The sequence below is a fragment of the Acinetobacter geminorum genome, from assembly GCF_013009345.1.
Taxonomy (GTDB): domain Bacteria; phylum Pseudomonadota; class Gammaproteobacteria; order Pseudomonadales; family Moraxellaceae; genus Acinetobacter; species Acinetobacter geminorum.
In genome coordinates this window covers 71,420-91,161 of the sequence record NZ_JABELE010000007.1, presented here as the reverse complement: position 1 = coordinate 91,161, position 19,742 = coordinate 71,420, and the positions used below count along the sequence as shown (strand labels likewise).

The 19,742-nt window shown below is 35.6% G+C and carries 22 protein-coding genes and 1 pseudogene; 6 read left to right on the top strand and 17 right to left on the bottom strand.

Annotation, left to right across the window (positions count from 1 at the left end; all coding sequences use genetic code 11):
* Nucleotides 1-283: 283 nt before the first annotated feature.
* The 7 genes from aroC to HJG58_RS08225 all read right to left on the bottom strand — a co-directional run bounded on the left by aroC (nt 284) and on the right by HJG58_RS08225 (nt 6,643).
* Nucleotides 284-1,375: a chorismate synthase gene (aroC, locus tag HJG58_RS08255; protein WP_170248529.1), complete on the bottom strand. Its 1,092-nt coding sequence runs from the start codon at nt 1,373-1,375 to the stop codon at nt 284-286.
* A gap of 12 nt (nt 1,376-1,387) precedes the next feature.
* Nucleotides 1,388-2,395, bottom strand: coding sequence for a 50S ribosomal protein L3 N(5)-glutamine methyltransferase (gene prmB, locus HJG58_RS08250; protein WP_002113580.1), 1,008 nt, complete (start codon nt 2,393-2,395; stop codon nt 1,388-1,390).
* Nucleotides 2,396-2,632: 237 nt separating this feature from the next.
* Nucleotides 2,633-3,838: a tryptophan synthase subunit beta gene (gene trpB, locus HJG58_RS08245; RefSeq protein WP_170248528.1), complete on the bottom strand. Its 1,206-nt coding sequence runs from the start codon at nt 3,836-3,838 to the stop codon at nt 2,633-2,635.
* A gap of 36 nt (nt 3,839-3,874) precedes the next feature.
* Nucleotides 3,875-5,062: a vWA domain-containing protein gene (locus HJG58_RS08240; RefSeq protein WP_170248527.1), complete on the bottom strand. Its 1,188-nt coding sequence runs from the start codon at nt 5,060-5,062 to the stop codon at nt 3,875-3,877.
* Nucleotides 5,063-5,077: 15 nt separating this feature from the next.
* Nucleotides 5,078-5,929 carry an AAA family ATPase gene (locus HJG58_RS08235; protein ID WP_002113662.1) on the bottom strand — a complete coding sequence of 284 codons (852 nt, stop codon included), beginning with the start codon at nt 5,927-5,929 and terminating at the stop codon, nt 5,078-5,080.
* 29 nt (nt 5,930-5,958) lie between these two features.
* Nucleotides 5,959-6,345, bottom strand: coding sequence for a hypothetical protein (locus tag HJG58_RS08230; RefSeq protein ID WP_170248611.1), 387 nt, complete (start codon nt 6,343-6,345; stop codon nt 5,959-5,961).
* Nucleotides 6,338-6,643: a YcgL domain-containing protein gene (locus tag HJG58_RS08225; RefSeq protein ID WP_032062314.1), complete on the bottom strand. Its 306-nt coding sequence runs from the start codon at nt 6,641-6,643 to the stop codon at nt 6,338-6,340. The genes HJG58_RS08230 and HJG58_RS08225 overlap by 8 nt, the downstream gene beginning before the upstream one ends.
* Before the next feature lie 471 nt (nt 6,644-7,114).
* Between HJG58_RS08225 and HJG58_RS08220 the strand changes: the two are divergent.
* Nucleotides 7,115-7,278, top strand: a pseudogene (locus tag HJG58_RS08220) (hypothetical protein).
* Nucleotides 7,279-7,350: 72 nt separating this feature from the next.
* Here the strand turns inward: HJG58_RS08220 and HJG58_RS08215 are convergent.
* The 7 genes from HJG58_RS08215 to HJG58_RS08185 form a co-directional block, all read right to left on the bottom strand.
* Complete coding sequence (locus HJG58_RS08215) at nt 7,351-7,686, bottom strand: hypothetical protein (RefSeq protein WP_170248526.1); 336 nt, start codon at nt 7,684-7,686, stop codon at nt 7,351-7,353.
* A gap of 178 nt (nt 7,687-7,864) precedes the next feature.
* On the bottom strand, nt 7,865-8,131 hold the full coding sequence (locus HJG58_RS08210; protein ID WP_014206661.1) for a hypothetical protein: 267 nt from the start codon (nt 8,129-8,131) through the stop codon (nt 7,865-7,867).
* 561 nt (nt 8,132-8,692) lie between these two features.
* Complete coding sequence (locus tag HJG58_RS08205) at nt 8,693-9,823, bottom strand: ribonuclease D (RefSeq protein WP_170248525.1); 1,131 nt, start codon at nt 9,821-9,823, stop codon at nt 8,693-8,695.
* A gap of 332 nt (nt 9,824-10,155) precedes the next feature.
* Nucleotides 10,156-10,752 (bottom strand): recombination mediator RecR, encoded by a 597-nt coding sequence (gene recR, locus HJG58_RS08200; protein WP_130119142.1) that lies wholly within the window; start codon nt 10,750-10,752, stop codon nt 10,156-10,158.
* A gap of 9 nt (nt 10,753-10,761) precedes the next feature.
* Nucleotides 10,762-11,091 carry a YbaB/EbfC family nucleoid-associated protein gene (locus HJG58_RS08195; protein ID WP_002113538.1) on the bottom strand — a complete coding sequence of 110 codons (330 nt, stop codon included), beginning with the start codon at nt 11,089-11,091 and terminating at the stop codon, nt 10,762-10,764.
* Nucleotides 11,092-11,354: 263 nt separating this feature from the next.
* Entirely contained in the window at nt 11,355-11,591 is a 237-nt protein-coding gene (locus tag HJG58_RS08190; RefSeq protein WP_086398986.1) for a hypothetical protein, read from the bottom strand.
* 168 nt (nt 11,592-11,759) lie between these two features.
* Nucleotides 11,760-12,947 (bottom strand): O-succinylhomoserine sulfhydrylase, encoded by a 1,188-nt coding sequence (locus tag HJG58_RS08185; protein WP_216076544.1) that lies wholly within the window; start codon nt 12,945-12,947, stop codon nt 11,760-11,762.
* Between the two features lie 137 nt (nt 12,948-13,084).
* Here HJG58_RS08185 and HJG58_RS08180 point away from each other — a divergent pair, with 137 nt between their 5' ends.
* Complete coding sequence (locus HJG58_RS08180) at nt 13,085-14,170, top strand: alpha/beta fold hydrolase (RefSeq protein ID WP_170248523.1); 1,086 nt, start codon at nt 13,085-13,087, stop codon at nt 14,168-14,170.
* Between the two features lie 113 nt (nt 14,171-14,283).
* Here the strand turns inward: HJG58_RS08180 and HJG58_RS08175 are convergent, their stop codons facing one another.
* Nucleotides 14,284-14,748 carry a hypothetical protein gene (locus tag HJG58_RS08175; RefSeq protein WP_170248522.1) on the bottom strand — a complete coding sequence of 155 codons (465 nt, stop codon included), beginning with the start codon at nt 14,746-14,748 and terminating at the stop codon, nt 14,284-14,286.
* 738 nt (nt 14,749-15,486) lie between these two features.
* On the opposite strand from HJG58_RS08175, the gene HJG58_RS08170 reads away from it, so the two are divergent.
* The 3 genes from HJG58_RS08170 to HJG58_RS08160 all read left to right on the top strand — a co-directional run bounded on the left by HJG58_RS08170 (nt 15,487) and on the right by HJG58_RS08160 (nt 17,561).
* Nucleotides 15,487-15,756, top strand: a complete 270-nt coding sequence (locus HJG58_RS08170; RefSeq protein WP_002122146.1) for a YARHG domain-containing protein — start codon at nt 15,487-15,489, stop codon at nt 15,754-15,756.
* Nucleotides 15,757-15,773: 17 nt separating this feature from the next.
* On the top strand, nt 15,774-16,187 hold the full coding sequence (locus HJG58_RS08165) for an HIT family protein (RefSeq protein ID WP_005069390.1): 414 nt from the start codon (nt 15,774-15,776) through the stop codon (nt 16,185-16,187).
* A gap of 255 nt (nt 16,188-16,442) precedes the next feature.
* On the top strand, nt 16,443-17,561 hold the full coding sequence (locus HJG58_RS08160; protein ID WP_170248521.1) for a porin: 1,119 nt from the start codon (nt 16,443-16,445) through the stop codon (nt 17,559-17,561).
* 108 nt (nt 17,562-17,669) lie between these two features.
* Here HJG58_RS08160 and HJG58_RS08155 read toward each other — a convergent pair whose 3' ends face one another.
* Both HJG58_RS08155 and HJG58_RS08150 read right to left on the bottom strand, forming a co-directional pair.
* Entirely contained in the window at nt 17,670-18,263 is a 594-nt protein-coding gene (locus HJG58_RS08155) for a YidB family protein (protein ID WP_170248520.1), read from the bottom strand.
* A 99-nt stretch (nt 18,264-18,362) separates the two neighbouring features.
* Nucleotides 18,363-18,824, bottom strand: a complete 462-nt coding sequence (locus HJG58_RS08150; protein ID WP_005069394.1) for a DUF6231 family protein — start codon at nt 18,822-18,824, stop codon at nt 18,363-18,365.
* 39 nt (nt 18,825-18,863) lie between these two features.
* On the opposite strand from HJG58_RS08150, the gene HJG58_RS08145 reads away from it, so the two are divergent.
* Nucleotides 18,864-19,733 carry a DUF2797 domain-containing protein gene (locus HJG58_RS08145; protein WP_216076543.1) on the top strand — a complete coding sequence of 290 codons (870 nt, stop codon included), beginning with the start codon at nt 18,864-18,866 and terminating at the stop codon, nt 19,731-19,733.
* Nucleotides 19,734-19,742: the final 9 nt, after the last annotated feature.

Below are 19,742 nucleotides of genomic sequence, written 5' to 3'. Positions count from 1 at the left end.
TAATAAAATTTAAAATGTAAAAAAGTCATATAAAACTAATTTTACTAAAATCAGTTTTAAGAAATAATATAGATATCTGATGTACTAAGTAAATTAATAAAGCTTTAATTTTAAAAGCCAAAAGATAAATATATTCAAAAATAAATCGCCGGTATTATATTTATATAGAGATTATAAGACAAGAAAATAATTTAAAATTTAATAGATCATAATCTAATAAAAAATTAAAGCCCCATATTTAACTTAAATTTGGGGCTTTATTTACTATAGTCATAAATTATGACTAGGGTTCAATCGGAGCAAATGGAGGAACAACATCTGCATTTTGAGCACGATGACGTAAAAAATGATCCATTAAGACAATTGCTAACATTGCTTCAGCAATTGGAGTTGCTCGAACACCTACACACGGATCATGACGGCCTTTAGTTAACACATCAGTATCTTCACGATTTAAATTAATCGTTTTACCTGGTGTTGTAATGCTTGCAGTAGGTTTTAATGCAATGGCGACTCGAATCGTCTGACCACTTGAAATACCACCTAAAATACCACCCGCATGATTTGCTAAGAAACCATGACTAGTTAGCTCATCACGTGTTTCATGACCAAACTGCCCAGCAACTGCGAAACCATCACCAATTTCAACACCTTTAACTGCATTAATGCTCATCATCGCATGTGCAATATCAGCATCTAGGCGGTCAAAAACGGGTTCCCCCCAACCTACAGGGACTTTTTCAGCTAAAATTTCTAGCTTTGCGCCGCAGCTTGTTCCTTGTTCACGCAAAGAAGTCACCAAAGCTTCAAAACGCGAAACAGCGTCTACATCACCACAGAAAAATGGATTATTTGCAACTTCATTCCAATCCAGTTTTTCGGCAACTTCATTACCAATTTCTGTCACATGACCGCGAATCAATACACCAAATTTTTCTGCTAAATATTTTTTCGCAATAGCACCCGCTGCAACACGCATAGCAGTTTCACGTGCACTCGAACGACCGCCACCACGGTAATCACGGAAACCATACTTTTGTGTATAGGTGTAGTCCGCATGACCCGGTCTAAAAGTCTGAGCAATATTGCCGTAATCTTTCGATTTTTGGTCAGTATTACGAATGAGTAAACCAATTGGCGTACCAGTAGTTTTGCCCTCAAACACACCAGAAATAATTTCAACCTGATCAGGTTCTTTGCGCTGAGTCGCAAATTTTGATGTACCCGGCTTACGGCGGTCCAGATCTTTTTGTAGATCTTCTTCGGTTAACTCAAGACCAGGTGGCACACCATCAACAATTGCCATTAAGCCAACGCCATGAGACTCGCCACATGTCGTTACACGAAAGAGTTGTCCAATACTGTTCCCTGCCATATGTACAACTCCTTATGCTTGTTGCTGTTCAAATAGTTTTCTATAACGACGACATTGTTCTGCGGTTAAAGCAAAAATGCCAGAACCACCTTTTTGGAAAGTAAGCCAGTTGAAATCAATAGTATTGAAGTTCTGACGCATAGCCCATTCAGAGTTACCCACTTCAATGACAATTAAACCATCTTCAGTTAAATAATCTGCCGCTTGAGCAAGCATTTTACGCACGAGATCTAAACCGTCTTGGCCTGCTGCCAATGCAAGTTCAGGTTCATGTAAAAACTCTTCTGGTAAGTCAGCCATATCTTCAGCATCAACATACGGAGGATTACTTACAATTAAATCGTACTGGTTTTCAGCTGGAATCTTGGCAAATAAATCAGATTCAAGTAACGCAACTTGATATTGCTTATTGTGGTGTTCAACATTAATCGATGCTACTTCTAAAGCTTCTTTAGAGATGTCCGTTGCATCCACTTCCGCATCTGGATATGCATAAGCCAAAGCAACAGCAATACAACCAGAACCTGTACACATATCTAAAATACGCTGTGGAGTTTTAGGTTTTGCATTTTCTGGCAGGTTGTTAAGTGCTTCACGCATTTGACCATTTTCATCCAAGCAATATGGTGCAAAACGTTGTTCAATTAATTCTGCAATTGGTGAACGCGGAATAAGTACACGCTCATCCACATAAAATGGCTTATTAAAGAAGTAAGCTAAATTTAATAAATAAGAAGTCGGTATACGGTCATTAATACGACGTTCTAACAAACTTAAGAATTCTGCTTTTTCACTTGGCAAAAGCTTAGCATCTAAAATCTCTGAGTCTGCTGACCATTCAAGAGATAAGGTTTGTAAAACTAATGCAGAACTTTCTGCAAAATAATCTTCAGTACCTTGTCCTAAATGTGCATCATGTTGACGTAATGCTGATACCCCAAAGCGAATAAAATCTCGAATTGTAGATAAATTTTCAGCAGCTTCCTGTAAATGTTCAGGGCTAATCGTCGGTCGCTCCACTTAGGCGTCTCCAAAGGCAAATTTTGCAAAGTGACTATTCTACTGAGTGAGACAAAGCAACGCAACGCTTTGCCTTGTGAAGCAGTGTTTTACACACCTATCTCTAACAATCACAGCTTAAAATCAGAATACTTTGTTTTAATTAAGAAATAATGAACTTTTAACAAGGGATAGATTTCGTCTACGAAATAAAAAAAGCGGTCTTTAAATATTGACCGCTTTTTGTGTTTAGTTGGTTTAAAGCTTAAGTTTTTCTGCCACATAATCCGAATCTTTGTCTCCACGACCAGAAAGATTAACCACAATCATGGTTTCTTTCGACAGCTTTGGTGCTTCTCGTATTGCCCATGCGACAGCGTGTGAGCTTTCAAGCGCAGGAACAATTCCTTCTACACGAGATAAGGTCATAAAAGCATCCAAACATTCCTGGTCAGTTGCAGTGCTATATTCCACACGACCTAAATCTTTTAAGAAACTATGCTGTGGCCCAACACCCGGATAGTCCAATCCTGAAGCAATAGAATGCACTGGCAATGGTTCACCAGCTTCATTTTCAAGCACGTAACACGCCATACCATGAATTTGGCTTGGCTTACCTAAAGTTAAGGTTGCCGAATGCATGTGAGTTTCTAAACCATGTCCTGCTGGTTCAACCCCAACCAACTTCACATCTGAATCATTTAAAAATGCTGTAAACGCACCGATTGCATTTGAACCGCCACCAACACATGCGACAACATAATCCGGATTTTTCCCAAAACGATGATGGGTCTGCTCTTTAATTTCATTGCCAATAATCGATTGAAAATCTCGAACCATTTTTGGAAATGGATGTGGTCCAACCACAGAACCTATCGCATAAATAAAGTTTTTAGGATCTTTTAAATATTCTTCAAAAGCGCTATCAACTGCATCTTTTAAGGTTGCTGTACCACGTGTTACTGAAACTAAATGAGCGCCCAAAATTTTCATTTTAACGACATTTGGATGCTCTTTTTCAATATCTACTTGACCCATGTGAATTTCACATGGAATACCAACTAAAGCACAAGCCGTTGCTAGAGCGACACCATGCTGTCCTGCACCAGTCTCAGCAATTACTTTCTTTTTACCCATATATTTAGCAAGTAGAGCCTCACCTAAACAGTGATTGATCTTATGAGCACCTGTATGATTTAAGTCTTCACGTTTTAAATAAATTTGCGCACCGCCTAACTGATCAGAAAGACGTTTTGCATGAAATAAGGGACTTGGACGACCTACATAATTTGAAAAGAGGTCCGATAATTCATTTTGAAATTCAGGTGTATGGCGAATTTCTTCATAAGCAACATTAATTTCATCCATTGCTTCTTTTAAATGCGGAGGAATAAATTGGCCTCCATATTCACCAAAAAATCCCTGTTCATTTGGCAAAGCAATACCATTAATTTGATGTTGCATATCATCCCTCTTTTTAAATTATTAAAGTTATCAAGTTTATCGAGAAAGGTATCGCGTCATATCCTCAATGCCTTTTAGAGTCATCGGGTACATATGATTTTCAAAAAGCTCTTTAATCCAACCAATGGTTTGAGTGTAATGCCAATACCCTTCTGTTTCAGGGTTTAACCATGCTGTTTTATCAAAATGTTGACGTAAGCGACGTAACCAAACTTCACCAGCCTCATCATTCATATATTCCACAGAACCACCTACCGATTTTAATTCATAAGGTGCCATACTGGCATCACCTACGACAATTACGCGATAGTCTCGTCCATAAGTATGAAATAGATCCCATGTGTTCATGCGTGTAGCTGTTCTTCGATGGTTATCTTTCCAAACATAGTCATAAAGACAGTTATGAAAATAAAAGTATTCGAGTGTCTTAAACTCACTTTTAGCAGCACTAAAGAGTTTTTCGCATTGAGCAATATGAGCATCCATCGAACCGCCCACATCGAACAACATCAGCACTTTTATTCGGTTTCTACGTTCAGGTACCATCTGAACATCCAAAATACCTTGTTTGGCTGTTTCACGAATAGTTCCGTCAACATCTAACTCTTCAGCTGCACCTTGGCGAGCAAATTTGCGTAAACGTCGTAAAGCAATTTGCATCTGGCGAGTACCAAGAACTTGATCATCATCTAAATTTTGATATTTCCGCTGTTCCCAGACTTTAACTGCCGAACGTTTACGGCCCGGTCCACCAATTCGCACACCTTCTGGATGGTCACCAAAAGCACCAAAAGGTGAAGTTCCACCTGTGCCAACCATACGGTTACCACCTTGGTGTTTCTTATGCTGCTCACGTAAACGCTCTTCCAGCATTTTCATTAGTTCTTCTAAAGAACCCGCTTTTTGAAGTTCAGCTCTTTGCTCTGGAGTTAAATGTTTTTCGAGAAGTTCTAAATCGAACCAGTCTTTTGGTAATTTATGAACTTGTTTAAGCAACTCATCGATATCAAAAGTTTCAATGCCATCAAAGTAATCTTTCATAGCACGGTCAAACTTATCAAAAAAGCGCTCATCTTTAACTAAAATAGTTTTAGCAAGTTGATAAAACTCATCTTGGTCAGCAAAAACCAAGCCTTCACTCACCGCACTGTTTAAGTCAATGAGTTCACGCGTGGTAACTGGAACACCATATTTACGTAAGGTGTAAAATAACCGCACAAACATGGGTTATTCCCTCCTTTAACGTCGCGACATGAAAGCCAAGCGTTCGAGAAGTTGTACATCTTGCTCGTTTTTGATGAGAGCCCCATATAAAGGTGGAATAGCTTTAGATGTATCTCGATTACGTAATACATCTTCAGGCATATCATCTGCCATGAGTAAGCTTAACCAATCAATTAACTCAGAGGTTGATGGTGGTTTCTTCAAATTAGGAATTTCACGTAGTTTAAAGAAAACTTGTAAAGCTTCGTTCACCAATGTTGCGGAGATATTTGGGAAATGAACCGCAATGATTTCTCGCATTGTGGCTTCATCTGGAAACTCAATATAGTGGAAGAAGCAACGACGCAAGAAAGCATCTGGTAATTCTTTTTCATTATTTGAAGTAATAATTACAATTGGGCGTTGCGTTGCCGTAATTGTTTCATTCGTTTCATAAACATAAAAAGACATTTTATCGAGTTCATGCAATAAGTCATTTGGAAACTCAATATCGGCCTTATCAATTTCATCAATTAATAATACGCAACGCTCTTCACTGGTGAAAGCTTCCCACAGTTTACCGGGTTTAATGTAGTTCTTAATATCGTAGACTCGGTCATCACCTAACTGGCTGTCTCTTAAACGAGAAACTGCATCATATTCATACAACCCTTGCTGCGCTTTAGTTGTAGACTTGATATGCCAAGTAATCAGTTTTAAACCCAAACTTTGTGCTACTTGTTCAGCAAGTAAAGTTTTACCCGTGCCCGGCTCACCCTTAATCAGTAAAGGCTTTTGCAAAGCACGAGCTGCTTTTACAGCAAGCTTAAGACTATCAGTCGCAATATATTGATCTGTACCGGTAAAATGTTGGGTATCAGCAGACATGTAAAGACCTTATTTTTCTATTTCAATGGTTAGATGGAACGCATGTTTTTGTTTGTTGAATATTTTGACCAACAATATCCAATCACCAAACCTAGACCAACTACAAACAGAATTAAAGATAAATTTGACCAAATTAACGGACTGTCTTTAGTTAAAACACCAAAAAGAAGTCCAAAAATAGCAGGTGCTACAGATGCATTCGGTCCTTCAGATACTGTTGGTGTAACTAAAATAGCAAATACAATCAGCCAGCTAATTGCACCCAAAGTAGTAGGAAGACGGCGCATTAATCGCCACCAACACCACAAAGCAATAATAGCGCCTATTCCATAAGCTGTTAAAGCAATAACGCCTTCAGGAATAACATCCAAAAAAGAAAATAATTGATTCATTATTCCAGTTTGATCTTCATGCACCACGTAAGCCCTCTGGTTCAACTGCATTCGGGTTAATTAACCCTTCTGGCGGCATCTGAATAAAGAAACCTTTTGTTTGTAATGAGTCTAAAACATGTAAAACATTAACACGCGCCAATTTACGTGTTGGAGCTAACTCTAAATGCATGACAAACGTTGCACGACCAAACGCTTGTAAAACAGCTTCAGGAACATTTTCAAACGGATCAGCTTGCTCCGCATTGTCAGGATAGTTTGGACGAGCAATATACATGTACATTTCATCTTTTTTGCTCGATCTATAAATATCACAGTGCATTTCAAATCAACTCTTGAACTAAGGACAGCATACATGAAAAAAAACGACTCACACACGCAGGTTTGTTTACGCATCAGTCGTTTTTTTTATTCTTGAGAAATATTAACCTACAACATTGATTAAGGTCGATAATAACTTTGTTCCTGTTAAAAACAAGGTTCCATATAAAATTAATAAATATTTGATTTTAAATAATTAAACATAATTTTCAACTTTAATAAAATAAAACAATTTTTAGGAAAAAAGAAAAAATGTTCGTTACTGAGTACTTTTTGTGATCTATCTTTAATAATTTCACGATTTAATTCTATGAAATTTATCATATTACAATCAGGTATTACCTTTTCAAATTCACATTTGAGTAAAATTTCTAAGCACTTAATACACATTGGGAGACATTACTGAACTGGTTTAAATTCTCAACATGTTTAAATATTAAGTATCTTGTTCATAGATATGGAGGATGAAATTATGCCTCGTGGTGATAAAACTGCTTATACAACCAAGCAAAACGTCAGGCCAAACATATTGTTGAGAGTGAAGTAGATAGAGGCCATTCTCAAGAAGAAGCCGAACGAATTGCATGGTCTACCGTCAATAAACAAGATGGTGGCGGTAAGAAAAAGTCCCATTAATATATTAGAATAAATACTTCTTTAGCCCAAACTAAAGAAGTATTTTTTATTTAAGGACGTGTTAATTTTTTTCTAGAAAACGCGAGAGCTTTTAATATAATCATGGCTTACTTGATTTAAGGCATTCAAAATAGCGCTATCATCTTGACTTAATAATGCCTCATTAAGACTTTCCATATAAGCGATGAGTTGAGTTTTAGAGGTATGAGAAAATTCGGTCGTTACGGCTTCATCTTCATATAAGATTACATAACTACGTGCGAAACCATAAATTAGGTAAACTGCTACTTTTTCTTTTGTATCTTGAGATTCTTTAAGAGACTGTTCACAAGCATTTTTTAAAGCTTTAAATGCGTCTGTACCAGTAGATTGATTTTTGAAAGAGAAAAGTATTGTTTGGAAGTTCATATCCATATTCCACTCAAAAAGTAAAGCTACAGAACAAGATAGAACCTGTCAAATAATATCCTGATTAATATAAATTTAATTGTAAATAAATTTATATTTAACTTCTTTTAGCTCACGATAAATCATGCAATAAAAGAACCACTCTTTTTAAGAGTGGTTTAGTTAAAACACTCATTCACTAGAAGCTTATTTCAATTGTGATCGTGGTACCGGAGTGCTCAATATCAGTTGACACATTAAAACCTCTGCTTCTAAGCTCCTCTTCAACCAGAGTAAGATGATCAGGACTTATAGCATCAACAGGAAACCAGAAAGTTGCTTTTCGTTTCCCCTCCTTAGATTCAGACTCAGTACCAGTTAAAATTTTTTCCAATATGACGTCTTGATTTATTTTAAAGTTTTTAGCATTTTGACGAGCTTGTTCAGCATTAAAGTTGTTTAGCATATTTATCTCTCTAATTATTAATCTATATAATTTTATAGCATAAAAAGACGTTATAAGTTTTAGAGTTGTGTACTTGTGTCTAAACAACTTACTGATTCATATAGATAACATCTGTAGATTTTTATATTCATTTTTAAATTTAAAAAATTAAGACATTTCAACTAAGCTATATCACTAAAAAATAAAAAAGCCTACCTTATTGGGTAGGCTTTTCATTTCTGCACCGAAACAAACTTATAGTTATATATTATATAAGTTGAAATTGTTTTTCTTAAATCCAAGAATATACAGACCTGTATGTTTAATCAATTGAATTTTTCTCACGATATAAGTTAATTTAATTCATTATTGAATTTTCAAATTATATTTACTTTATTACATTATTTTATGAATTTTATCAGACTAAATAATTATTTAGATAATCTACAAAAAATCTTATTTTTATATACTTAAATATTGAAATTAACTCCTTTTTTAAATAAAAACTTAACACAACGATTATTCTTTATTTAAAAGACTCATCGCATGATGAGCCTCTAAATTTCTAATTATCTATTCATTTTAAATAGATAAACTTTGTTTTTCTTCTTGAAACAACTGGATTAATGGTTGAGTTAATAACTCATAACGCCATCCTAACAGATAGTCAGGTAAATCCTGTTCATCCCCTCGAGATAGAACATGTTGATGAATGGCGTTTAACCATTTTTTTCTCAGCAACACTTCTTTAGGAATAGAAGTCTCATTTATTGCATGAGCAAGCACCATATCCATTTTATTTAAAGTTTCTTTAGACGTAACCTTAAATGGTTTTGCAATCTTTGATGGCCACTTACTTTCGACTGGTAAATCTTTAAGAAGTTCTAAAATCGTTTTGCCGTACTCGCGAACTACATTTGGACGAATATCTTTCACTTGCGAAAGTTGAAAGCTATTACGCGGGTTCTTTTCAACCATATCAATCATGGTTGAATTTCTAAGAATAAAACTGCGTGGCTGATTCGTTGCTTTTACAATATATTCACGCCACTCGCTTAAATTTTGCAACTGCATTAACTGACGACGTGAATGACGATAATTTCCCACATCGGTATATAGTAATTCGGTCGGTGTTTCACTAATGATTTCTTTAGTTAGACTACTACAGTCCTCAAGAACATAGTTATAAAGCCCTTTCTGCTTAAGCTGTTCTTGAATATGACTAGCTAACTTCATTAGATACAAAACATCGTTAGCAGCATAACAAAGTTGCTGAGGCGATAAAGGTCTAGCCAACCAATCAGATCTGGTTTGATCTTTTTCAATATCAATATCAATATCAAGACAAAGTTTTAAAGCACCTTGGTAACTCACTTGCAGGCCATGACCTAAAAAAGACAGACCTACTTGAGTATCAAATACATTAAGGAGATCTTCTTGATCAGCGTAATGATAGATTAAATCAATATCTTCTCCACATGCATGAAAAATATTTTGCTGCGCGTGGAAAATCTTTTTCCAAAACTGACTTAGATCTAATGAAACACCATCCAACAGATAGACATCACCATTTACATTGACTTGGCATACTCCAAGTTTAGGCCAGAGTGTGTCAACCTTAATAAATTCTGTATCAAGTCCATATATTGAACATTGATCCATTTTTTGAAGAACATCAACCAATTCGGTTTGCTGTTGGATAAACTGAAACATGCTTTCTCAAGTATTGCAAAGAGTGCTTTAAACTCTGGTATATATAACATAGAAGCAGAAAAATGCCACTTAAACCTTTATGAATACTCTATTTTTGAACAATTTTTCGAAAATAGATAATTTTTTGATCTTTTATTTGTACTTTTTAAATTTATCTCCAAATGTTCTTTATTTAAAATTTATAAGATCTTTTTCATGCTTATATTCATATTTTATTTAAACTATCTTTAATAATAAAAGACAAAATAATATTTATGTTTAATAACTGAATTTAATTAATAAATTTAATCAAATTGATACTGCATTCATTAATGAAATAAGCATCGAAATGCTTATTTCATTCTCATGCGATTATGTACTGCCTGACTTAAAGTATGGCTATCTACGTATTCGAGTTCACCACCCTGAGGTACACCTTGAGCAATACGCGTCATTTGTATTGGTAAATGTTTAGTCGCCTCTACCAAATAATGAGCTGTCGCTTGTCCTTCTACAGTCGCATTAGTTGCCAAAATGACTTCTTCAATAGTACCTTGGCTTAGACGCTGAATTAGGTAAGGAATACCAATTTCTTCTGGACCAATACCATCTAATGGAGAAAGGTGACCACCTAAAACATGATATTTCCCACGAAAGCTACCGCTTTGCTCAATCGCCATCACATCAGCTGGTGATTCAACTACACACAATAACTGATCATCTCGGTCAGTTGAGGCGCAAATATCACAAACTTCATTTTCAGTCAAAGAATGGCAGACACTACATTCATGTATATAACTTGAAGCCTCATGTAAAGCATGAGCTAATGCAAATGCCCCTTCTCGATTTTTCATCAAAAGATGTAAAGCCATACGTTGAGCCGACTTCGGACCAACGCTTGGTAATATACGTAAAGCTTGAACGAGTTGTTCAAATCTATCGCTAAACACTGAATTTCCTTAGAACATGCCCGCTAAGCCAGGTGGTAAACCCATACCAGAATTTGCTTTTTGCATTTTTTCTTCAGAAATCACTTCTGCTTGACGTACAGCATCATTTACTGCAGCAGCAATTAAGTCTTCAATCATGTCTGGTTCATCTTGAAGTAATTCTGGATTAATTTCGATACGTTTTACGATATAACGGCCAGTCATTGTGACTTTAACCAAACCACCGCCCGCTTCAGCATGTACTTCAGTTTGAGCAAGCTCTTCTTTAGCCTTTTTTATATTTGATTCCATATCTTTTTGCATGCGCTGCGCTTGCTGCATAAGCATATTGATATTCATAAACCTAACTCCGTATCTCTATCAAATATTTCAAGTATTATTGATAGTCACATAACACTGCAAAACTTAAACTCTTTCTACTCCCCATATAGATCATCAAGATCATTGAGGCTAGTACGTTTAAATCAAAATTAATCCGTAATTCTGACACAATAAATCAATGTTTTCTATTGGTATCTATGAAACTATTTTCTATGGTCAATCTACTAAAAGCGTTTATATAGAAAACTTTTGATGAGTAGAAAAAGTAAAATTTAGAAAAGTTACTGGGCAGCCTGTAGACTTTTATTGTTTGGTTTATATTCACTTAAAGGAACATTCTTGAAAGAAGTATTGGCTTTTTCTATTGAAAGATCAGCGTTTTGAACTGATTTGTTTGCATCATTAATTAATAATACAGTTTCACTCATCTGTGTTGGTTCATCTTTTTGAGCAAATACTCTATATCCAACTAGACCAATTGCCCCTATCGCAACTAAAATAATTATTGGTTTAAGCATGACTAAAGACTCTCTTTGTTATTTTTATTAAATTTAGAGCTTTTATACGTTGAAATTTTAGACTGTTTTATAACAAAACGTAGACTTTTTATTGCTATTGTTGCTTATAAGTAACAAAAAAAGCCACATTAAAATGAATGTGACTTTTCCATAACAAACATAACTTAATTAGATTAAATCTAACCCACGTGAGATATCACCAATAATGTCATTAATATCTTCTAGACCCACAGAAACACGAATTAGACCTTCTTGAATACCAGCAGCTTCTTTTGCTTCAACAGAAAGTTTGCCATGAGTTGTGGTTGCTGGGTGGGTAATCGTCGATTTCACATCACCTAGATTACCGGTAATCGAGATAAACTTAGTATTATCAATAACCTTCCAAGCACCTTCACGCTCGCCTTTAACAACGAAGGATACAATACCGCCAAAGCCATTTTGCTGTTTAGCAGCAAGTTCATGACCTTCATGAGCTGGTAAACCAGCGTAGTAAACCCTCTCTACCTTTTCATGACTAGATAACCATTCTGCAAGAATTTGAGCACTCTCACAGTGTGCTTTCATACGTAAACGTAAAGTTTCTAGACCTTTTAAGAAAACCCATGCATTAAATGGGCTCATTGATGGTCCAAGCGTACGAACAACACCGAAAACTTCTTCTAACAACTGATGATTACCAACAACAGCACCGCCTAATGCACGGCCTTGGCCATCTAAGTATTTAGTCGCAGAGTAAATCACAAGATCCGCACCAAACTTTAGTGGTTGCTGCAAAACAGGTGTACAGAAACTGTTATCAACCGCAAGTAATGCGCCATTCGCATGGGCGATATCTGCTAGAGCTTGTATATCTGCAATCTCAGCTAGAGGGTTAGACGGTGACTCAACAAAGAAAAGTTTGGTTTCAGGACGTACGGCATTTTTCCATTCGTCTAAATCACATAAATCAACAAATGTAATATCTACGCCAAACTTGGCTATATATTTTTCAAATAAGGCAACAACTGAACCAAAAACTGCTCTTGAGCAAATAACATGATCACCCGCTTTTAGATATGCCATAGCAACTGACAAAATCGCGCCCATTCCCGAGCTTGTCGCAACAGCTCTTTCAGCTCCATCTAAAGCAGCTAAGCGTTTTTCGAACATCGATACAGTCGGATTGGTAAAACGAGAATAGATATTTCCTTGAACCTGACCAGAAAATTTTGCAGCCGCTTCAGCAGCGTTTTCATATACAAATGATGAAGTCAAAAAAATCGGTTCGCCATGCTCACCTTCAAAACTACGAGTATGTCCGGTACGAATGGCTAAAGTATCAAGTTGGTATTCTAAATCATCAGACTGGTTCATTAAATGTTCGCCTTTACTGGTCATGTACTAAAAAAACTATCATCATTTTGAGTGTCTAGGGTATTTAAGGTCAAGGTAAACCTTAAAATTATCGCTTAGACTTTATTCAACTTTAGTAAATAGTTGGTAAAAGAAAGATGAAACGCTTAAAGTCCATTGTCTCTGAACAAAGTCAAATCAAGCACCTCTCTACCCGACTATTTCGCCCAAAAACATTGGTTTTGTCACAAAGCACTCCTTATGAAGTGATTGGTGAATTCAATCAAACTCGTATTCGTTATTACGCAGCTACTCAAAAACAATTTAAAGAACCGTTAGTATTTGTTGCACCACTCGCTATTAATATGGCGATATATGATTTATATCCCTATCGCTCTCTTATTAAATACTTCCAAAATGTAGGTTTTGACGTATATCTTGTGGATTGGGGCCGCTTAAATTTTAAAGATAGACATCTTAATTTTTTATCATTTATTGAAGGGTTTATTCCTCAAGCAATACAACTTGTCCGAACACATTCTGGAAGTGAACAAATCTCGCTTCATGGCTGGAGTATGGCTGGCATATTTGTCACTTTATATACCGCTTTAAATCAACCCAATTATGTTAAAAACCTTATCGTACTTGGTAGTCCAATAGACAGTTATGCTTCTGGTTATATTGGAAAACTCTACCGAGCTATAAACAACGCGATTGGTCGCAATAAAAAAATTCAAGACCGTATTTACTCTGGACTACCAAAACGTTTGATTCATAGTCCTGGAATTTTAAACTCTTTAGGTTTCAAAATTCTTGATCCTAAAGGCTGGTTTGATGGACATATTCAACTACTAAAGAATCTTGATGACCTACAATTTGTGCAAGAGCATGCCACTTTAAGTAACTTTTTAAATAATATGATTGATTACCCGGGCGGAATTAATCAGGACATGTTGTTCAATGTTTGGTTGCAAAATCCATTGAAGCGCGGCTTTATCCAGTTAAAAAATAAAAAAATAGAATTAAAAAATATTGACTGTTCTCTCTTAGTGGGCGCTGGTCGTAGTGATCAACTGGTTACCGCTGATGCAGCTCAACCATTAAGCCAATTAACCAGTAGCCAAGATGTTACGTTTACTCTCATCCCTGGCGGTCATTTGGGCCTCATGTCGAGTCAGGCAAGTGCATTGGAGTTCTGGCCACAACTAGCAAAATGGCTCACTGAACGATCAACACAAATTTAAAAATACGCTCATGATTCAATCTATTGCTTTTATTCGCTTGGATGGAATAAACCATCGCATAACGGTGCATTTACCAATAATATTATTGTTTTAATAGAAAATTATTATTTTCACTATGAAGGCACTTTATTAACTTTTTTATAATCGGATGATTTAAAGTAATTTACAATCATCTGTGCACTTTTTTCAGAAGAGTCCTTTGCCTGCTCTAGTTTTGTTACATAAGGATTAGTCACTATACAGCTCGGTAGTAAACTATTTGTAAGCGGTGGAAGCTTTTCTCTTCCACCTAGAGTAATTTTTTCGATAAAACTCGCTAACCACATAATGTACTCACTTTTATTCTTATAAATTGGCATTAAGCTGATATCGAGTTTAACTGAACATTCCTTTGCAGGTTTATTTAAACATTCTTCAAAATCAATAAAGTTATATTTTAGTTTGTATGAAGTGTCTTTTATCTCTTGCCGGATAATACTGACTAAGCTATTCAAGTGTCCAATTACATCCTCGGAGAAAAGCTTTTCTTCTTCGAACTTTTTATAAACTTTTTCAGCAATTAGTAAAAATTGTGACATCACCTATTCCTTCAATATTTAGTCTGAACGAACGACTAGATCCTTTAAAGAAGTATGATGAATATACTATTACTATGTGTAAGGGTATGAGGGTAGAAAGTAACTACCAGATCAATTGTGAAAGTGCCATGTCAAGTCGATCACAAAAAATAAAATATAGTGTAAAATTTATATCATTCTAAACCGCTTATTTTTCATGATTAGAAATAACTTTAAATAAAAAAAGCCCATTTCATTTGGAGAAATGGGCTATAAAAACAAAAACTATCAAACGCAGCAATTAAGGGCACTATAATAGAAGTTAAAATATGCAAAATCAATACATCTTTCATTTAAAACATAATAATTATCACATTTCATACTTTTGATAATGTTATTAATAACTGGTTTTTTCATTGTCCAGATTACATGCTAAAAGGCTTCTATAGTAGTAAACAAAAACCCTGAGCCCTTCCATCAAATTTTAGATCATTACAACAAAACACAAGTATTTTATATCGGCCAAAACTGTGAGTCATAAGGGGCTAGATAAGAATCAGATTATTGAAAAATATATAAATAACCACTTAAGCTTATGTTTTATTTGATATTTTTTAAATTATTGATATTTAATAACTTTATTCAATCTCTGAACAAATTCTAAACCAAAATGACACTTGAGTAATTAATAGTCATTGAAATATTGGTAAGAAACCTTATATTGAGTACAGGTTCATACCTTTAACTGAGGAAAAGCTCATGAATAAATTTATGGTTGCAGTCTTTACTGGCATGGTGAGCATTGCTAGTTTAGGCGTACAAGCTGCAACACCTGAGCAAGAATGTCAAAAATTGCAAGATGATTACAATTTGATTTATGCGTCAAAAGGCTTTTGTTTTAAAGATCCTGATGCTAAAGAAAAATATGGTAATGAAAACTGTCATACGACAAAACCAAAGTTTTCTGACAAAGAACAACAACGTCTTGACGCGATTAAAGAACGTCAAAAAGAATTGAAATGTAAATAATTTTAAAGGAATAATACATGGCATACGATGATCAAAATATCTTCGCAAAAATTTTACGTGGAGAACTTCCAGCGATAAAAGTCTATGAAGATGATCAAGTTCTAGCTTTTATGGATATTATGCCTCAAGCCGATGGTCATACATTAGTTATTCCAAAAACACCTGCTGTAACACTGCTAGACTTACCTGCTGAAGCAGCAGCCTATACTATACAAATTGTTCAAAAGATTGCTAAGGCAATGGAAAAAGCGCTCAATTTGGAAGGTATTGTATTGATGCAACTTTCTGGAGCAGCAGCAGGACAAACTGTTCCACATGTTCATTTTCACCTAATTCCAACAAATGTGCATCATCTTGGACGCCATGCTGTTGAATTAGGAGATCAAGAAAAAATTAAAGAATTAGCTGAAAAAATTAAAGCAGCTCTTTGATTTTTAAATGGTTAAAGCGGAGTTTAGGCTCCGCTTTTTTTCATCTTCAAACTATAAAAATGCAAAGAAACTAATTTATTACTAAATTTTAAACGTCATAAAACTGTCATTTATTCTTCACTTCCCTGTCACAAAGTTTACCGATACTGCTTAGCAAGTTGGTGAGCTTCTGTAATTTTTTGTACACAAGTCAACTACAAAATAAATAGTTAGCTAGGCATACGCCATTTTTAAAATAGTTTTGGAGAAATCTCAATGAAGAAATTGCTACTCGCTGCCGCAGTTGCAACTTTGAGCGTAAACGCGGTGCAAGCAGCGCCAACTTTGTATGGCAAACTAAATGTTTCTATTAACCAAGTTGATAATAAAAATTTCGATGGTAAAAGTGACGTTACCGAAGTTAACTCAAACTCTTCTCGTATTGGGGTAAAAGGCGAAGAGAAATTAACTGACAAGTTATCTGCTGTTTATTTAGCTGAATGGGCAATTTCTACTGATGGTTCAGGTTCTGATACTGACCTTAGTGCTCGTAACCGTTTTATCGGTTTAAAAACTGAAGGTGTTGGTACCTTAAAAGTAGGTAAGTATGATTCTTACTTCAAAACTGCTGCTGGTGGTAACCAAGACATCTTTAATGACGATACACGTTTAGATATTACTAATATCATGTATGGTGAAAACCGTTTAGATAACGTAATCGGTTTTGAATTAGACCCTAAATTATTAGCTGGTTTAAAGTTCAACATCATGGCTCAAACTGGTGAAAGCACCTCTGATAGCAAACAAGGGGAAACTGGTAAAGACAGCAAAAATGATAGCTTTGACTCTGTATCAACTTCAATTGGCTACGAGAACAAAGACCTTGGTTTAGCAATTGCTGCAGCTGGTGACTTTGGTATTAAAGGTAAATATGCAGCTTACGGTCTAAAAGATGTCTATACAGATGCTTACCGTGTAACTGGTTCTTATGATATTGCTAAATCTGGTTTTGTAGTAGGTGCTTTATGGCAACATGCTGAACCTACTGATGACTTGACTGCTTATAAAACGTCAAAAACTACGCGTGTAGATGGTGTTGATAAAACTACAGATACTTATACAAACTACAAAGGTTTAGAAGAAGAAGCATATGCAGTAACAGCTGCTTATAAAATTCCAAACACTAAACTTAAAGTAAAAGCAGAATACGCTTCTGCTGAAACACAAGTAAGTGGCAAACAAGATCGTAAAATCGACTTGTACGGTTTAGGTCTTGATTACCAAATCAACAAACAAGCTCGCTTCTACGGTATTGTTGCTCAACAAAAACGCGACTGGATTAAAGAAGACGACAAACAAACTGTTGTAGGTACTGGTATCGAATATAACTTCTAATAAGTTAAGTTTGATTCAAATCTAAAATAAAAGGGCTAACGCCCTTTTATTTTATTATTCAGTTTTAAAAAGCCAATATTTTTATATCGGCTTTTTTTACCTTGTAGCTTACTTTAAGAAACCACTTACCAGATTCATAACGTTTTGAATATCTTGGTTGGCTTCTTGATGGTCAGTACTATCACCTTGAGGTGTTAACGAGTCAATGACTTGAGGTAAAACGGAAGCAATTGCACTATAAACCTGTTCTTTTGGCGCTTGAGCTTGAGCAGCAACTTGCTCGATGTCGGCGGGATTAAATAAACTCTGCAATTGTTGAGTTGGAACTTCGCTATTAGTCTGATTTGGGTCAACCCAACTTTGAACTTGGCTACCTAAACCAGCACCTTTTAGCTTTTCCAAAGCAGACTGCAAACCGCCTTGTTGCTGTACCCAGCCCAAAATTAAAGGCACAACTGCAATCAATAAACTTTGTACGCCGCCACCTGCTTGAGGTATACTGTTATTATTACCTGTCACTTGCCCTAATACAGAACCTAATACTCCTCCAAGGCCACCTTGAGCGCCAGAAGAAGTATTGCTCCCCATTTGTCCTAGTACTGAACCTAAAATTCCACCTAAACCGCCTTGACCTGATGCTTGCTGATTTCCACCTAAAGCCTGTTTAGCCAAAACTTCTACAATGTTGCTTAAATTTGTCATGAGTAACTCTTATGTATGGTTTATACATGAGCATACGCGGATTCTTGTTAAGACAGCAAAAGCCAAATTGTTAAATTTTGAAAGAGATTTAAAGCCCTTTTACCAGCGGAATTTATTCCAATTTTCCGGGTTTGCCCAGAACTTTGAATTAAACCAATCTGGTACATGTTTATAGGTCAAGATGTTAAATTGCCATAAAGCGAAATCACTATCATGTGATGTCTTATCAATCAATTGCGTAAAACCCAAAGAACGCAAAAGCTGCTCATCACTACGCTTGCTTACTACAACAATTCTTTTTGCTAATAAATCTCTTAGCTTTACTAATAATTGTGATTTTTGCACATCGCTGATGTTCTGCATTTCATCAGTATCAAACAGTACAAAACCTAAATCATAACGCTGAGTAAAAGGCAGACTTAAAAGCTCAGTTACGGTAAAATAGTGCCATTGAATTGCGTTATTCTGGTCAATTTTCTGGCCAATACAAAGTGCAGTATGAATGGGCTGTTCATTTGATAAATCGTCTAGCATAGAAGTGATGACATTTTGTTCAGCCATAACTGCAACCCTTAATTGAAAGATGTGAGTTTAAACTTTATGGAACTACAAGGCATTTGCCATAAAATGCATGCAGGCCTAAAAGATGCTAGTGTAACTGATCAACAGACAACCAAGGCAAATGTTGAATACAAATTTGTATTAGACCGTTCAGAAATTGATCTTCCTTTTAATTTAGGACAAGAACTAGAAATCGAATGGACAGGTAATATTTATTGCACCTCTTGTGGCGCTAAAACACCGAAGTCTTATTCTCAAGGTCACTGCTTCAAATGTTTTAAAACTAAAGCGGAATGTGACCTTTGTATTATGAAGCCAGAAACATGTCACTATCATTTGGGCACATGTCGTGAAGATGATTTTGCCCATAGCGTTTGTTTCCAACCTCATATTGTATATTTGGCAAATTCAAGTGCTTTAAAAGTGGGTATTACTCGTGTTAGCCATATGCCAGGTCGTTGGTTAGATCAAGGTGCAACTCAAGCCTTACCTATTTTAAAAGTTGGATCACGCCGTTTATCTGGTCAGCTTGAAACCATGTTTGGTTCTTTAATTGCTGATAAAACAGATTGGCGTAAACTCCTCAAGGGTGAAGCTGAACCTTTAAATATGGTTGAACAACGTGATCAGTTAATCAAAGAGTTCGCCCCTAAAATTCAATCTATTCGTGAAGAATTTAGTCAAAACCTTGAATTTAACGAAACGGTTGAGCTATTAGAAAGTGAATTGCCACGTGAGTTTGTTTATCCAGTTGAACAATATCCTGAAAAAATTAAGTCTCTAAACCTCGATAAAACACCGAAAATTCGCGGTGTTTTACAAGGTATTAAAGGTCAATATCTAATTTTTGATATTGGTGTTATCAACATTCGTAAATATACGGGTTACGAGCTGATTGTACGTGCTTAAGTAGATCTA

Bases quoted from the DNA above. Each gene is read 5' to 3' on its own strand.
- HJG58_RS08185 (WP_216076544.1), bottom strand. From the start codon at position 12,947: ATGAACCAGTCTGATGATTTAGAATACCAACTTGATACTTTAGCCATT.
- HJG58_RS08205 (WP_170248525.1), bottom strand. From the start codon at position 9,823: ATGTTTCAGTTTATCCAACAGCAAACCGAATTGGTTGATGTTCTTCAA.
- HJG58_RS08235 (WP_002113662.1), bottom strand. From the start codon at position 5,929: ATGTCTGCTGATACCCAACATTTTACCGGTACAGATCAATATATTGCG.
- aroC (WP_170248529.1), bottom strand. From the start codon at position 1,375: ATGGCAGGGAACAGTATTGGACAACTCTTTCGTGTAACGACATGTGGC.
- HJG58_RS08145 (WP_216076543.1), top strand. From the start codon at position 18,864: ATGGAACTACAAGGCATTTGCCATAAAATGCATGCAGGCCTAAAAGAT.
- HJG58_RS08170 (WP_002122146.1), top strand. From the start codon at position 15,487: ATGAATAAATTTATGGTTGCAGTCTTTACTGGCATGGTGAGCATTGCT.
- HJG58_RS08160 (WP_170248521.1), top strand. From the start codon at position 16,443: ATGAAGAAATTGCTACTCGCTGCCGCAGTTGCAACTTTGAGCGTAAAC.
- HJG58_RS08165 (WP_005069390.1), top strand. From the start codon at position 15,774: ATGGCATACGATGATCAAAATATCTTCGCAAAAATTTTACGTGGAGAA.
- HJG58_RS08180 (WP_170248523.1), top strand. From the start codon at position 13,085: ATGAAACGCTTAAAGTCCATTGTCTCTGAACAAAGTCAAATCAAGCAC.
- HJG58_RS08215 (WP_170248526.1), bottom strand. From the start codon at position 7,686: ATGAACTTCCAAACAATACTTTTCTCTTTCAAAAATCAATCTACTGGT.
- HJG58_RS08240 (WP_170248527.1), bottom strand. From the start codon at position 5,062: ATGTTTGTGCGGTTATTTTACACCTTACGTAAATATGGTGTTCCAGTT.
- HJG58_RS08155 (WP_170248520.1), bottom strand. From the start codon at position 18,263: ATGACAAATTTAAGCAACATTGTAGAAGTTTTGGCTAAACAGGCTTTA.
- HJG58_RS08210 (WP_014206661.1), bottom strand. From the start codon at position 8,131: ATGCTAAACAACTTTAATGCTGAACAAGCTCGTCAAAATGCTAAAAAC.
- HJG58_RS08190 (WP_086398986.1), bottom strand. From the start codon at position 11,591: ATGCTTAAACCAATAATTATTTTAGTTGCGATAGGGGCAATTGGTCTA.
- HJG58_RS08195 (WP_002113538.1), bottom strand. From the start codon at position 11,091: ATGAATATCAATATGCTTATGCAGCAAGCGCAGCGCATGCAAAAAGAT.
- HJG58_RS08175 (WP_170248522.1), bottom strand. From the start codon at position 14,748: ATGTCACAATTTTTACTAATTGCTGAAAAAGTTTATAAAAAGTTCGAA.
- trpB (WP_170248528.1), bottom strand. From the start codon at position 3,838: ATGCAACATCAAATTAATGGTATTGCTTTGCCAAATGAACAGGGATTT.
- HJG58_RS08225 (WP_032062314.1), bottom strand. From the start codon at position 6,643: ATGCACTGTGATATTTATAGATCGAGCAAAAAAGATGAAATGTACATG.
- HJG58_RS08150 (WP_005069394.1), bottom strand. From the start codon at position 18,824: ATGGCTGAACAAAATGTCATCACTTCTATGCTAGACGATTTATCAAAT.